Annotated in this window: 12 protein-coding genes and 1 pseudogene; all 13 read left to right on the top strand. The window is 49.1% G+C overall.

Features of this window, described 5'->3' with window-relative positions; translation table 11 throughout:
* Positions 1 to 29 precede the first annotated feature (29 nt).
* The 13 genes and pseudogenes from DW088_RS06405 to DW088_RS06340 all read left to right on the top strand — a co-directional run bounded on the left by DW088_RS06405 (position 30) and on the right by DW088_RS06340 (position 14,147).
* Complete coding sequence (locus tag DW088_RS06405) at positions 30 to 1,994, top strand: bacteriocin-associated integral membrane family protein (RefSeq protein WP_004845300.1); 1,965 nt, start codon at positions 30 to 32, stop codon at positions 1,992 to 1,994.
* The gene (locus tag DW088_RS06400; RefSeq protein WP_002593328.1) at positions 1,991 to 2,599 is read left to right on the top strand and encodes an ATP-binding cassette domain-containing protein; all 609 of its coding nucleotides are present in this window, start codon (positions 1,991 to 1,993) and stop codon (positions 2,597 to 2,599) included. The genes DW088_RS06405 and DW088_RS06400 overlap by 4 nt, the downstream gene beginning before the upstream one ends.
* A 382-nt stretch (positions 2,600 to 2,981) precedes the next feature.
* The gene (locus DW088_RS06390; protein ID WP_003500140.1) at positions 2,982 to 3,341 is read left to right on the top strand and encodes a DUF3847 domain-containing protein; all 360 of its coding nucleotides are present in this window, start codon (positions 2,982 to 2,984) and stop codon (positions 3,339 to 3,341) included.
* On the top strand, positions 3,307 to 4,803 hold the full coding sequence (gene mobQ, locus DW088_RS06385) for a MobQ family relaxase (protein WP_006858516.1): 1,497 nt from the start codon (positions 3,307 to 3,309) through the stop codon (positions 4,801 to 4,803). Before DW088_RS06390 ends, mobQ begins: the two co-directional genes overlap by 35 nt.
* Positions 4,800 to 6,671 carry an AAA family ATPase gene (locus DW088_RS06380; protein WP_117500180.1) on the top strand — a complete coding sequence of 624 codons (1,872 nt, stop codon included), beginning with the start codon at positions 4,800 to 4,802 and terminating at the stop codon, positions 6,669 to 6,671. Before mobQ ends, DW088_RS06380 begins: the two co-directional genes overlap by 4 nt.
* 142 nt (positions 6,672 to 6,813) lie before the next feature.
* Entirely contained in the window at positions 6,814 to 6,972 is a 159-nt protein-coding gene (locus tag DW088_RS06375; protein ID WP_004845310.1) for a transposon-encoded TnpW family protein, read from the top strand.
* Positions 6,973 to 7,013: 41 nt separating this feature from the next.
* Positions 7,014 to 7,829 (top strand): annotated as a pseudogene (locus DW088_RS06370) (VirD4-like conjugal transfer protein, CD1115 family); the annotation flags it as partial.
* A gap of 219 nt (positions 7,830 to 8,048) precedes the next feature.
* The gene (locus DW088_RS06365) at positions 8,049 to 8,267 is read left to right on the top strand and encodes a Maff2 family mobile element protein (protein WP_003525154.1); all 219 of its coding nucleotides are present in this window, start codon (positions 8,049 to 8,051) and stop codon (positions 8,265 to 8,267) included.
* Between the two features lie 69 nt (positions 8,268 to 8,336).
* A complete protein-coding gene (locus tag DW088_RS06360) occupies positions 8,337 to 9,206 on the top strand; it encodes a VirB6/TrbL-like conjugal transfer protein, CD1112 family (RefSeq protein ID WP_024724981.1) in 870 nt (289 codons plus the stop codon).
* A gap of 20 nt (positions 9,207 to 9,226) precedes the next feature.
* Positions 9,227 to 9,679, top strand: coding sequence for a PrgI family protein (locus DW088_RS06355; RefSeq protein ID WP_117453430.1), 453 nt, complete (start codon positions 9,227 to 9,229; stop codon positions 9,677 to 9,679).
* The gene (locus tag DW088_RS06350; RefSeq protein ID WP_117453431.1) at positions 9,639 to 12,038 is read left to right on the top strand and encodes a VirB4-like conjugal transfer ATPase, CD1110 family; all 2,400 of its coding nucleotides are present in this window, start codon (positions 9,639 to 9,641) and stop codon (positions 12,036 to 12,038) included. Before DW088_RS06355 ends, DW088_RS06350 begins: the two co-directional genes overlap by 41 nt.
* Positions 12,038 to 12,418: a DUF3851 domain-containing protein gene (locus DW088_RS06345; protein ID WP_429835015.1), complete on the top strand. Its 381-nt coding sequence runs from the start codon at positions 12,038 to 12,040 to the stop codon at positions 12,416 to 12,418. Before DW088_RS06350 ends, DW088_RS06345 begins: the two co-directional genes overlap by 1 nt.
* Positions 12,411 to 14,147, top strand: a complete 1,737-nt coding sequence (locus DW088_RS06340; protein ID WP_117453432.1) for a CHAP domain-containing protein — start codon at positions 12,411 to 12,413, stop codon at positions 14,145 to 14,147. The genes DW088_RS06345 and DW088_RS06340 overlap by 8 nt, the downstream gene beginning before the upstream one ends.
* Positions 14,148 to 14,162: the final 15 nt, after the last annotated feature.

Genomic DNA, 14,162 nt, shown 5'->3' with positions numbered 1-14,162 from the left:
CCTATTCAAAGGAGGTTTAAGAATTTCAAATGAAACATATAAGAAATATATTGCTGTTGATTACGATTATTTTTGCTTTTGTTATGCAAGCTGAAGTATATCAAAATATGCTCTGGAACTTTAATGGTGCTTATTATTTATCGTCCAGATACACAACTACTAATGACGATATGGATTCATTTTTAGCCAATGCAGAAGATACAGCTGAGAAGCATGGTGTTCATATTTTTTCGACTTTTAATCAGAGAGTTTCTAATTATCAGACAAGACTTTATATTTATGGTGATGATACCGTTGTTCGGGATAGTCTTAAAAGCACAATGGATATTGAGGAAAAAACATATACGGCTTTGATAGGTGGAATCACCGTAATAGAATTTGAAGATTTTAGAGAAGCAAAAAACACAGGCAATGGACAGGAAATAATGGTCAGCTATATCGGTGATGATGATGACATTATTGCCACATATCAAGATTTGGCAAAAGAATATTCTATATCGCAGCCAGAGTTTTGGCAATCAACCGAAACTGATATGATGTTCATTGTTTGGGGCCTGGTTGCCATATTGATGATTGTACTTAATATGATTGAGGTGATACGCAGGCAAAAGGAAGTAGTTGTACGAGCTTCTCTGGGCGAAAATGCTGCTGTGATTGCTCTAAAAGCTGTAGTGGCTGATATGATTTCATATGCTGCATTATTCGTCTTAGCAAAGTTGCTTGTTTCTCAATTTATATCGGGAGCGTATGAAGATCATCTCATTTTGGCAGTGTATTGTGCCGGAGCAGTTCTTTCCGTAATTCCTTATGCTGCTTTTGTCCGCTTTGATGTAAAAAAAGCCTTTGCCAATGCTTCAGATAAAAAAGGTATGTTTTATCTTCTGAACGGTCTTAAAGTATTTGCTACTGCTATGACAATTTTTACAATAACTACAAATCTCAGTAGCATTCAAGGTAATTTACTTACAAACACTACTCTTTTAGAAAATCATTATAATGATTATTATTTTGGAGTTATGCAGATTGAACCTCCTTTTGAAGAAAATGAGGAGGAATCCAAAGAGAGCAAATTTTGGAATGACCTTTACGAAAATGAATACAACACGATAAATCCGGTGGTCTGCATAGGCAGCCGGATAAGCGATACGGATAATTATATTTTTGTAAATCATAATGCCAGAGATATGCTACAAGGGTTTTCTGATATGCTTACTGAAGATGATGAAAAAGAGGATATCGTGGTCTTCGTGCCAAAGGGAAGAAATGCGGAATCATACAAAGATATCGCAAAAGAGGAAATTGGCTCTCTTACCCAAAATGCAGAAGAACTGCGTGTTGTTTATAAAGAATATTCTGGCAGAGAACAATTTTATTATCTCAATTCGAACAGAGAAGAGGCTATTGACGGATTGTCAAGAGTAACAAATCCGATTGTGATTTATCAGGCAAATGAGGCTGTTGCTTTAAATGGAAGTTATATCGAAACAGGAACATATAATGGTGAGGTAATCTACGGATGCGATGAAAGCACAATTCGCAGTGTTGCGAAAAAATATTCAGAACAGCTTGGTTCACACTATTTTATGCTGACGAATGTCGGAGAGGATTACATTTATAGTCATAGTTTCCTCGTGAAACTGATTGGCTTTATAAGCTCTCTTTGCGTATTAGTATTGCTGTTAGATATCGCTATCATCATATCTGAAGTGAAAATGGAATTTAGACTTAATGCGATGGAAATCTCCCTCAAAAAGGTTTTGGGCTATCGCTTTTATGAAAGGCACAAAAGATTTATTTCCGTTAATCTCTTAGAAAATATAGCCGTTGTGATATTGATTTGCATTGTTTCAATTTTTATATCTAACGCAAGTGTCGGGATTGCTTTACTGATTGGAGCGTTGCTCACCATTATTGAAATGGCAATCATTTTCACAAATATTATGTGGGTTGAAAAAACAAATATCTCAAAGTCATTGAAGGGAGGATGTTTATGATTATAATTCGTGGCTTAAATAAAGCATTTGGAGAGAAAATAATTTTCTCTAACTTTAATTTAGAAATTCCGGATGGAAGTTTTGTAGTAATCAGCGGCGATAGCGGCAGTGGAAAAAGCACTTTACTCAATATGATTGGTGGTATCGAAAAACCGGATAGCGGCAGTATCATAATCGAAGGGCTGAATATTACCCGGCTTAAAAATAAAAACAGTTTTTTTGCGGATACAGTGGGGTTTCTTTTTCAGAATTTTGCACTGCTTGAAAATAAGACAGTTAAAGAAAATTTAAGTTTGATTAAAAAATCAAGCCGAACTAAAGTATCACTTAAAGAAGCTCTTAATCGTGTGGGGTTATCAAAGGAAGTTAACAAAAAAGTTTATCAGCTTTCCGGTGGTGAACAACAGAGAGTTGCTTTAGCTCGTCTTATGATGAAAAAATGTTCTGTTGTTTTGGCAGATGAACCTACTGGCTCACTTGACAAGAAAAATAGAGATATTGTTATGAGGTTATTGCACGAACTCAATGAAGAAGGTAAAACGGTTATCATTGTTACCCACGATCAGGGTATTATTGAAGATGAACCTTATGTTGTGAAAATCTGAGAGTACCTCTTAGAAATGTCTTGATCTACATTTTATATAATTTGGGTCAGAAGAAAATCCCTTTAGGAACTAAAGGGCGCACTTCTATACTCTCCTATCGGGAGTATGTGCGTCCTGCGGAGCTTCATTCTCTGTCAGCAGAAGAAAACTGCCCGACCGAGAAAGTTGCGTCACTTCGTTCCGTCAAGGTGGCTACACCCCCTTGCGCCGCTAATGCGGCTATCCCCTGTGGACTTGCCGTCCGCAAACAGCATAAAATGCTGTTCGCCGCCAGCAAGTTTGGAAAAATAAATACCGAAAATCAGACCGTTGACTGGTCGCACTATGCGAAAAGTTGACGGTCTTTTTTTATCCCCAAAATCAAAAAAGGAGGTCAATCACAATGACAAAACCGAAAACCCTTGACCAGCTCCGAGCCGAAAAGGAACGAGCCGAGACGCAGCTTGCACAGGAACAACACAAGCTGGAGCGTCTGGAGAATAGAAAGAAGTATCTGGAGAAAGGCGAACGCACCAAGCGCACCCACCGCCTTTGCAATCTGGGCGGCACGATTGAGAGCCTTGCCCCGGAGGTCAAAGATCTCACACGCACCGAAATGACAGAGCTGATGGAACACATCTTTTCCCTGTCCGAAGTCCAGCGAGCCGTCCGTCACATGGCGATTACTCATATCAGCCAAGCAAACAGAGAAAAGGAGTTGAAAGCCGATGGCACTATTTCATCTGAGCGTCACGCAGACTAAGCGAAGCGCAGGACAGTCCGCTATCGCTTCTGCCGCCTACCGAGCCGGGGAGCGATTGTATAGCGAGTATTACGGCGAATACAGCGACTACACCCGCAAGGGCGGCGTGATCTGCTCTGACATTCTCCTGCCGTCCCATGCACCGCCCGAATACGCAGACCGCCAGACCCTATGGAACGCCGTGGAAAAAGCCGAGCGTGGAAAGAACGCCCAGCTTGCATACAGCTTTGACATTGCCTTGCAGAATGAATTTTCCCTTGAGGAAAACATCGCTCTTGCAAGGCAATTTTTGTTGGAGAACTTTGTGAGCCGGGGCATGGTGGTTGACTTCGCCGTACACCAGCCCGACCGGGAGGACGGCGGCATACCAAACCCACACTTCCATGTGCTTTGCCCCATCCGTCCCATCGAGCAGAACGGCAAATGGGGACTAAAGCAACGCCGGGTGTACGAGCTGGACGAGGACGGCAACCGTATCCGAGACCAGAACGGCGAGTTTGTTTTCAACGCCGTTCCCACTACCGACTGGGGCAGTCCCGAAACGCTGGAACATTGGCGTGAAGCATGGGCGGAGCTATGCAATGCCAAGTTTGCGGAAAAAGGTATTGATGTTCGTATCGACCACCGGAGCTATGAGCGTCAGGGCGTGGAGCTTCTTCCCACTATCCACGAGGGCGCAACCGTCCGGGCAATGGAGAAGAAAGGCATACGCACCGAGAAAGGCGAGTTCAACCGCTGGATCAAAGCCACCAATGCCGTTATCCGGGACATCAAGAAGAAAATCACTCTCCTGTTTGATTGGATTGCCGAAGCAAAAGCAGAGCTTGCCAAGCCGCAGGCACCCGACCTTGTTTCGCTGCTGAACGCCTATTACACCCAGCGCAGAGCCGGGGCGTATTCGCAGAAAGGCAAGGTCAGCAACCTAAAGGAGATGAACGAGACTTTCAATTATCTCCGGGCAAACGGCATTTACACTCTTGAAGATTTGGAAAGCCGTGTCAGCGAACACAGTGCTGCCACAGAGAGCTTGAAGAAAACGCTGGACGAACAGACCGCCCGAATGAAAGCAATTAAGCAGCTCTATGACAGCTCTGCTGCTTTCCAGAGCTTGAAGCCTGTCTATGACGGCTTGCAGAAAATCAAGTTTGAGAAGCCCAGAGCCAAGTACAAGGCAGAGCATGAAGCGGAACTGAAACAGTTCTACGCCGCCAGACGCAAGCTGACCGGGGAGTTCCCGGACGGCAAGGTGGATATGAAAAAGCTGACCGAAGAGTATGACGAGCTGGAACAGGCGCACAACACCACCTATGGCGAGTTTAAGACCGTCAGAGACGATTTACATCGCCTTTGGAAGGTTAAGTCATGCGTAGGTACTGCCGCCCGATTTAACGAGCGCACAGAGGAACAAAAGCTCCAAAATCGACCCCAAACACGACAGAAAAAGGAGGAACTATCCCGATGAATTACACCCAAGCGCAGATTGACCGGGCAAACGCCGTCAGTCTGGAAGATTTTCTCCGCACACAGGGAGAGACGCTTATCAAAAGCGGACGGGAATACCGCTGGAAAGAACATGACAGCCTGACCGTCCGGGGAAACAAGTGGTTTCGCCACAGCCAGAGCAAGGGCGGCTATCCCATTGATTTCGTCATGGAGTTTTACGGCAAGTCCTTTCCCGAAGCTGTCCAGATGTTGACAGGCGAAAACGGCGAGGGACAGACCGAAGCCACCACAGCACCGCCCACAGCGTTCCACTTGCCCTTGCACAACAGAACAGCCGACAGAGCAATTCAATATCTTTGCGAAAGCCGAGGTCTCAACAAAACGCTTGTTGAGGATTTTCTTCTTTCCGGGGATATTTACGAGGACGCAAAGCGGCACAATGTTGTGTTTGTCGGCAGAGACCGAAGCGGTACGCCGAGATACGCCCATGTGCGAGGAACGGCAGACCCATTCAGACAGGACATTGCCGGGTCTGACAAATCCTATCCGTTCCACTATGAGGGAAACGGCAACCAGCTCTTTGTCTTTGAAGCACCGATTGACCTTTTGTCCTTTATCTGCCTTTATCCGCAGGACTGGCGGACAAGGAGCTACCTTGCCCTGGGCGGCGTTTCAGGCAAAGCCCTTGACCGTTTCCTTTCTGAACGCAAGGACACCCGAAAAGTGTTCCTCTGCCTTGACAGCGACACCGCAGGAAGTGAAGCCTGCACCCGGCTGGCACAGGACATTCCCGGCGAGATCGCCGTCATTCGCCTTGTCCCGGCAAGGAAAGACTGGAACGATGTTCTCCGTCAGCAAGGGGACATTCCCAGCCGCAAATTCATAGCCGAGACAATCACGCTGCGAGAGCTGCCCACCGCCCAGCCTGTCCCCATGCTCCGTATGGCAGATGTGGAGCTGACGAGCGTGGATTGGCTATGGTTTCCGTATATCCCCTTTGGAAAGCTGACGATTATACAGGGCAACCCCGGCGAGGGCAAGACCTACTTTGCCATGCGTCTTGCGGCGGCTTGCACCAACCGAAAGCCTTTACCCGGTATGGAGACCCTTGAGCCTTTCAACATCATCTACCAGACCGCAGAGGACGGTCTGGGCGATACCGTCAAGCCCCGGCTGATGGAAGCAGACGCAGACCTTGAAAAAGTGCTTGTCATTGACGATAGAGACACACCACTGACCCTTGCCGATAAACGCATAGCAAGGGCAATCCGGGAAAACAACGCAAGGCTGGTTATCATTGACCCGGTACAGGCGTTTCTGGGCGCAGATGTGGACATGAACCGGGCAAACGAGGTGCGCCCGATATTCCGCAGTCTGGGAGACATTGCACAGGCTACCGGGTGCGCTATCGTGCTGATCGGACACCTCAACAAAGCCGCAGGAACGCAAAGCACCTACCGGGGATTAGGGTCTATCGACATTACGGCGGCAGTCCGCAGTCTGCTCTTTATCGGCAAGCTGAAGGACAGCCCCACAACAAGGGTACTTATCCATGAGAAAAGCTCCCTTGCGCCGCCCGGACAGTCCCTTGCCTTTTCTCTGGGAGACGAGAAAGGCTTTGAGTGGATAGGGGCTTATGACATTACCGCTGACGAGCTTCTTGCCGGGACAGACACCGCCAAGACCGAAAGCAAGACCGCACAGGCGCAAATGCTCATTCTGGAACTGCTTGCGGACGGAAAGCGTATGCCGAGTGCAGAGCTGGAAAAGGCAGTCAATGAGCGTGGGATTTCCTCACGCACCATGAGAACGGCAAAGAGCCGTATCGGGGACAGACTTGTGACCGAGAAAGACGGCACAGCATGGGTCTGCTATCTCCGAAACTGACAACAGGAACACGGCAAGCGTGGCAAAGACGGCAAGGTTTTTATAGATACCTTAATGTTGCCGCCTTGCCTTGTTCCCTCATACCGACACCGCCCGATGATGAACCGTCACCGGACATTTTTCATTTACAGGAGGATTTTGAATGAACAATACCGCAACCAACACCGCCACTTGCCCGACTGTCAGAAAGCAGATCGGCAAGACCACCTATATCGTCCGTGTCCATTTCAGCCAGACCGCAAAAGAGACAATGGAGGACAAAATCAAGCGTATGCTCCGTGAGGAAGTCCGCAAAATGTGACTTCTTTGTGAATTTGATGAAAAAGTCCTTGACTTTTCGTCTCTGGAAAAACAGCCAAGTCGATTTTGATTTCCTGCGGCGCTCGCCTTGCCGTGTTCGACATTGCAGAGTTGCGTGAGGTCACGGCTTATGATGAGCTGGAGCTGGATACTCTGGGAGACAGGAAAACTGCTCTGTTCCTCATTATGAGTGATACGGATGACAGCTTTAACTTCCTGATCTCCATGTGTTATACCCAGCTTTTCAATCTGCTCTGCGAAAAAGCCGACGATGTGTATGGCGGCAGGCTTCCGGTTCATGTGCGCTGTTTGATTGATGAGTGTGCTAACATCGGGCAGATTCCGAAACTGGAAAAGCTGGTGGCCACCATCCGAAGCCGTGAGATCTCTGCCTGTCTGGTGTTGCAGGCACAGAGTCAGCTCAAGGCGATCTATAAGGATAACGCAGATACCATCATCGGTAACATGGATACATCCATCTTCCTGGGCGGTAAAGAGCCGACTACCCTCAAAGAGTTGGCTGCCGTGCTGGGAAAGGAAACCATCGACACCTACAACACCGGAGAGAGCCGTGGGAGGGAAACCTCCCATTCACTCAACTATCAAAAATTGGGGAAAGAGCTGATGAGCCAGGATGAGCTTGCTGTTATGGATGGAGGCAAGTGTATCCTCCAGCTGCGCGGTGTGCGTCCTTTCCTTTCGGATAAGTACGACATCACCAAGCACCCCAATTTCAAGTACACTGCCGACGCGGATGATAAGAACGCTTTTGACATTGAAGCATTCTTGTCTGCAAGGCTGAAACTCAAGCCCAATGAGGTCTGCGATGTATATGAAGTAGACACAAAGGGCGCTTAATTTCGTTCCGCTTTAGAAGGGAGTGATCTTATCTATTCGCCGCACTTGCCCTCTATGGGCCATTGGCGTACAAAGCGGACAATCGCGAGAAAAAATAATGAAAAAGGAGGACAGCCGGAATCATGCCCCCGGAAACCGGGCGGCAGATTGTTCCGGCTTTTGTATGCCTATGAAACATGACAAACCTATTTTTTAATCAGATTCCGGCTAACAAACTATATGGCATTTTTTGAACAGGCAATCACCGTTCTTCAGACCCTCGTTATCGCGCTCGGTGCCGGTCTCGGTATCTGGGGCGTTATCAACCTGCTGGAAGGTTACGGCAACGACAACCCCGGCGCCAAGAGCCAGGGCATGAAGCAGCTCATGGCCGGTGCTGGTGTAGCCGTGGTAGGCATGGTCCTTGTACCTCTGCTCTCCGGGCTTTTCTCTGTCTAAGCGTCTCCGTATGAAATCCTTGCCGCTCCCGCAGCTTTGCGGGGGCGGCGGAAAGGAGGTTGACACCGTATGGATTTCTTACTTGAAGCCCTGACAAATTGGCTGAAAGAAATGCTGGTGGGCGGCATTATGAGCAACCTTTCGGGGATGTTTGACAGTGTAAACCAGCAGGTCGCGGATATATCCGTACAGGTAGGCCAGACCCCACAGGGATGGAATGGCAGTATTTTCAGCATGATTGAGAATCTGTCCAACTCCATCATGGTGCCGATTGCAGGCGTGATCCTGGCTATCGTGATGACCGTAGACCTGATCCAGATGATCGCAGACAAGAACAACCTGCATGATGTGGACACCTGGATGATTTTCAAGTGGGTGTTCAAATCAGCCGCTGCCATCCTCATTGTCACAAATACATGGAATATCGTGATGGGCGTCTTTGATATGGCGCAGAGCGTAGTGGCGCAGGCGGCAGGGGTTATCAATTCGGATGCGTCCATTGACATTTCCTCAGTTATGACCGATCTGGAACCGAGGCTGATGGAAATGGATCTGGGACCGCTGTTCGGACTGTGGTTCCAATCCCTCTTTATTGGCATTACTATGTGGGCGTTATATATCTGTATCTTTATCGTTATTTATGGCCGTATGATCGAAATCTACCTTGTGACTTCGGTGGCTCCCGTTCCAATGGCTGCAATGATGGGTAAAGAATGGGGCGGTATGGGACAGAATTACCTCCGATCCCTGCTGGCGCTGGGCTTTCAGGCGTTTCTCATTATCGTCTGCGTGGCAATTTATGCTGTGCTGGTGCAGAACATCGCTCTGGAAGATGACATCATCATGGCAATCTGGAGCTGTGTGGGCTACACCGTACTGCTGTGCTTTACACTATTCAAAACCGGCAGCCTCGCAAAATCAGTCTTTCAGGCGCATTAAAACGGAAGGAGGTTCCCACATTGGCTTATGTACCCGTACCCAAGGACTTAACAAAAGTCAAAACAAAGGTCATGTTCAATCTGACCAAGCGGCAGCTTATCTGCTTCACGGGCGGAGCGCTTATTGGCGTACCGCTTTTCTTTTTGCTCAGAAAACCTACCGGAAACAGTGTAGCGGCTATGTGTATGATGCTGGTTATGCTGCCCTTCTTTATGCTGGCTATGTACGAAAAGCATGGACAGCCCCTGGAAAAGATCGTGGGCAACATTCTCAAAGTAGCTGTGATCCGTCCCAAGCAGCGTCCCTACCAGACCAATAACTTTTATGCCGTATTAAAGCGGCAGGAAATGCTCGATAAGGAGGTGTATGACATTGTTCACCGCAATAAAAAAATGGCTGCATCGGATGTTCGGGAAAACCGAGGAAAAAACTGTGCAGCCGGTAAAGACAAAGAAAAAGCTGTCCCGCGCTGATAAGAAGCAGATCGACGCGGCCATTGTCCGCGCCAACCGCACGGACAAAAAAGGAAAATCTGCGCAGGACAGTATCCCTTATGAACGGATGTGGCCGGACGGAATCTGCCGCATATCGGACAGCCACTACACAAAGACCATTCAGTTTCAGGACATCAACTATCAGCTCTCCCAAAACGAAGATAAGACGGCAATCTTTGAGGGTTGGTGTGATTTCCTCAATTATTTTGACAGCTCGATTCATTTCCAGCTGTCTTTTTTGAACCTTGCGGCATCGGAGGAGACCTTTGCTAACTCCATTTCCATCCCGCCCCAGAGGGATGCCTTTGACAGTATCCGCGAGGAATATACCACAATGCTACAAAATCAGCTGGCCAGAGGTAACAACGGCCTCATCAAGACCAAATACCTGACCTTTGGTATCGACGCAGACAGCATCAAAGCCGCCAAGCCCCGTCTGGAGCGTATTGAGACCGATATACTTAATAACTTCAAGCGTCTTGGTGTAGCTGCCAGAACGCTGGACGGTAAAGAAAGGCTTTCTCAGCTTCATGCGGTATTCCACATGGATGAACAACTCCCGTTTCAGTTTGAATGGGACTGGCTGGCTCCTTCCGGTCTGTCCACAAAGGATTTTATTGCACCAAGTTCCTTTGAGTTCCGCACCGGCAAGCAGTTCCGTATGGGCAAGAAATACGGGGCTGTTTCTTTTTTGCAGATTCTCGCACCGGAGCTGAATGACCGTCTGCTGGCTGATTTTCTGGATATGGAAAGCTCGCTCATTGTGAGTATGCACATTCAGTCGGTGGATCAGGTGAAAGCCATCAAAACGATAAAGCGCAAGATTACCGACCTGGACCGCAGTAAGATCGAGGAACAGAAAAAAGCAGTCCGCGCCGGATACGACATGGACATCATTCCATCTGACCTTGCTACTTACGGCAGTGAAGCGAAAAAACTCTTGCAGGATTTGCAGAGCCGCAACGAGAGAATGTTCCTTTTGACCTTTCTGGTGCTGAACACAGCGGACAATCCCCGTCAGCTTGGCAACAACATTTTCCAGGCAGGCTCCATTGCCCAGAAGTATAACTGTCAGCTGACCAGGCTGGACTTCCAGCAAGAAGAAGGGCTGATGAGCTGTCTGCCCCTGGGACTCAATCAGATCGAGATCCAGCGAGGACTGACCACCAGTTCTACGGCCATCTTTGTACCGTTCACCACACAGGAATTATTCCAGAACGGCAAAGAAGCTCTGTACTACGGCATCAACGCCCTGTCCAACAATCTCATCATGGTGGATCGAAAGCTGCTGAAAAACCCCAACGGCTTGATTTTGGGTACGCCGGGTTCCGGTAAGTCCTTCAGCGCAAAACGAGAAATCGCAAACTGCTTTTTGCTTACCAGTGATGATGTTATCATTTGTGACCCGGAAGCGGAGTATGCACCTCTGGTGGAGCGTCTGCATGGGCAGGTCATCAAGATCTCGCCTACCTCCACCAACTACATCAATCCGATGGACCTGAACCTGGACTACTCGGATGATGAAAGCCCGCTGTCCCTCAAGTCTGACTTTATTCTCAGCTTGTGTGAGCTGATCGTGGGCGGTAAGGAGGGCTTGCAGCCGGTGCAGAAAACCATCATCGACCGCTGTGTGCGTCTGGTCTATCAGACTTACCTCAATGACCCGCGCCCGGAGAATATGCCCATACTGGAGGATCTGTATAACCTGCTTCGGGAACAGGAGGAAAAGGAAGCTCAGTATATCGCTACGGCCCTTGAAATCTATGTAACCGGCTCCCTCAATGTGTTCAACCACCAGAGCAATGTGGACATCAACAACCGCATTGTCTGCTATGACATCAAGGAACTGGGCAAGCAGCTTAAGAAAATCGGTATGCTGGTGGTACAGGATCAGGTGTGGAACCGTGTTACCATTAACCGTGCCGCCCACAAGTCCACCCGTTACTATATCGACGAGATGCACCTGCTTTTGAAGGAGGAACAGACCGCTGCCTATACGGTGGAAATCTGGAAGCGATTCCGTAAATGGGGCGGTATTCCGACAGGTATTACCCAGAATGTCAAAGACCTTTTGAGCAGCCGCGAGGTAGAGAACATCTTTGAAAACTCCGACTTCGTGTATATGCTCAACCAGGCAGGCGGAGACCGTCAGATACTTGCCAAGCAGCTGGGCATTTCCACACACCAGCTTAGCTATGTGACCCACTCCGGTGAGGGCGAGGGCCTGCTGTTCTATGGCTCCACAATTCTGCCTTTCGTGGACCACTTCCCGAAGAATACCGAGCTGTACCGCATTATGACCACCAAACCCCAGGAACTGAAAAAGGAGGATGAATGATGATGAACCCCAACATTTTGAATCAAAACCCGTTGATGTTTTTTGACAGGGCGGTAAATGCCCAGCGCAGCCAGCTGCTTACGGTCATGGCCGATGCGGTAAGTGAGTGCCGCACGGCGGCAGATCAGGCAGCCGAACTGAATGAGACCGGTCAGGTGGGGCTGCTCCGTCTGGCAGAGGTCTGGAGCACCATCCGTGCCAAGGAAGGTATGGGTGGTCTGGTTCTGGAAGGAACCGAAGCGAAAATCCTGTCCGATGTGGTGGCACAGTTTTACGCCTACCTGTCCGGTTGTATGTTCAACGATCCTGTGGGAATGGCCATTTATGCAGAGCTGCACTACATGATGTCCTCCCTCATGCTGGGAGAATGGTTTGAATAAGGAGCCGCGCCTGCGCTTTACTGATGAGGAACGGTCTGACCCTGCACTGGAAAAGCCGATCCGTAAAGCGGAGAAAGCTGCGGCCAGAGCAGATAAGGCGCAGGCCAATATCCCAAAGAAAAAGGTCAGGCAGACGGTCATCGACCCGGATACCGGAAAAAAGACCTCGAAGCTGACCTTTGAGGACAAGAAAAAGCCACCCTCCAAACTTTCTCAAGGGGTCAAGGAAGCTCCCGTCCATCTGATTGTGGGCAAGCTCCACAAAGAGATCCGGGAAACAGAACAGGACAATGTGGGCGTGGAAAGCGCCCACAAGTCCGAGGAAGCGGTGGAGACCGGCGCTTATCTGGTGCGGGAGGGCTATCGCAGCCACAAGCTGAAGCCGTACCGCAAAGCAGCACAGGCAGAGCGCCAACTGGAAAAGGCAAATGTAAATGTTCTGTACCAGAAATCTTTGCAGGAAAATCCCCAGTTTGCCAGCAATCCACTTTCCCGCTGGCAGCAAAAGCAGGCCATCAAAAAGCAGTATGCCGCCGCCAAACATGCCGGTCAGACTGCTGGAAATACTGCCCAGGCTGCATCCAAAACAGGAAAAGCCGCAAGGACGGTAAAAGAAAAGGTACAGCAGGCAGGGGCATTCGTCATGCGCCACAAGAAGGGTTTCCTGATGGCAGGGGTTTTGTTCCTCATTACCTGTATGCTGATGAATACCATGTCCTCCTGCTCCATGATGGCGCAGAGCATCGGTTCCGTTCTCTCCGGCACCACCTATCCGTCGGATGACCCGGAAATGCTGGCGGTGGAGGCAGATTATGCAGCCAGAGAAGCCCAGTTGCAGGAGGAAATCGACAACATAGAAAGCAGCCACCCAGGGTATGACGAGTATCGCTATGACCTTGGTATGATCGGCCATGACCCTCATGAGCTGGCAGCATTTCTGTCTGCCGTTTTGCAAGGCTACACCCGGCAGAGCGCTCAGGCAGAGCTGGCGCGTGTGTTTGCAGCACAGTATCAGCTGACGCTTACTGAGGAAGTGGAGATTCGCTACCGCACGGAGACCTCCACCGACCCGGAGACCGGCGAGACCACCTCAGAAGAAGTCCCCTATGAGTATTACATTTTGAATGTGAAACTCGCCAGCAAGCCCATTTCCGCTGTGGTGTCGGAGCTTCTGACCCCGGAGCAGATGAAAATGTATCAGGTTTACCGGCAGACCATGGGCAATAAGCCGCTGTTGTTTGGCGGCGGCTCCCCTGATACCAGCGGCTCGGAAGATCTGTCCGGTGTGCAGTTCATTAACGGTACCCGCCCCGGCAATCCTCAGCTGGTGGAACTGGCCAAGCGTCAGGTGGGCAATGTGGGCGGTTATCCCTACTGGAGCTGGTACGGCTTTGACTCCCGTGTGGAATGGTGCGCCTGCTTCGTATCCTGGTGCTATAACCAGGCAGGAAAAAGTGAACCGCGCTTTGCAGGCTGTGAGTGGCAGGGCGTTCCGTGGTTCCAGTCCCATGGACAATGGGGTGCAAGAGGCTATAACAATCTGGCTCCCGGAGATGCAATTTTCTTTGACTGGGATTTGGATGGGACAGCAGACCATGTAGGTATCGTGATCGGTACGGATGGCAGCCGTGTTTATACCGTGGAGGGAAATTCCGGCGATGCCTGCAAGATCAAAAGTTATGACCTGAATTATCAAAGCATTAAGGGCTATGGCCTGATGAACTGGTAACAGAGATTTTTAAGA

Origin of the sequence: Butyricicoccus sp. AM05-1 (assembly GCF_003474415.1) — a bacterium.
GTDB classification, from domain to species: domain Bacteria; phylum Bacillota; class Clostridia; order Oscillospirales; family Butyricicoccaceae; genus Agathobaculum; species Agathobaculum butyriciproducens.
This window is presented reverse-complemented; position numbering and strand designations above follow the sequence as displayed.

What these genes read in the sequence shown, in the direction of transcription:
- DW088_RS06405 (WP_004845300.1), top strand. Translation starts at nt 30, where the DNA reads ATGAAACATATAAGAAATATATTGCTGTTGATTACGATTATTTTTGCT.
- DW088_RS06400 (WP_002593328.1), top strand. Translation starts at nt 1,991, where the DNA reads ATGATTATAATTCGTGGCTTAAATAAAGCATTTGGAGAGAAAATAATT.
- DW088_RS06390 (WP_003500140.1), top strand. Translation starts at nt 2,982, where the DNA reads ATGACAAAACCGAAAACCCTTGACCAGCTCCGAGCCGAAAAGGAACGA.
- mobQ (WP_006858516.1), top strand. Translation starts at nt 3,307, where the DNA reads ATGGCACTATTTCATCTGAGCGTCACGCAGACTAAGCGAAGCGCAGGA.
- DW088_RS06380 (WP_117500180.1), top strand. Translation starts at nt 4,800, where the DNA reads ATGAATTACACCCAAGCGCAGATTGACCGGGCAAACGCCGTCAGTCTG.
- DW088_RS06375 (WP_004845310.1), top strand. Translation starts at nt 6,814, where the DNA reads ATGAACAATACCGCAACCAACACCGCCACTTGCCCGACTGTCAGAAAG.
- DW088_RS06365 (WP_003525154.1), top strand. Translation starts at nt 8,049, where the DNA reads ATGGCATTTTTTGAACAGGCAATCACCGTTCTTCAGACCCTCGTTATC.
- DW088_RS06360 (WP_024724981.1), top strand. Translation starts at nt 8,337, where the DNA reads ATGGATTTCTTACTTGAAGCCCTGACAAATTGGCTGAAAGAAATGCTG.
- DW088_RS06345 (WP_429835015.1), top strand. Translation starts at nt 12,038, where the DNA reads ATGATGAACCCCAACATTTTGAATCAAAACCCGTTGATGTTTTTTGAC.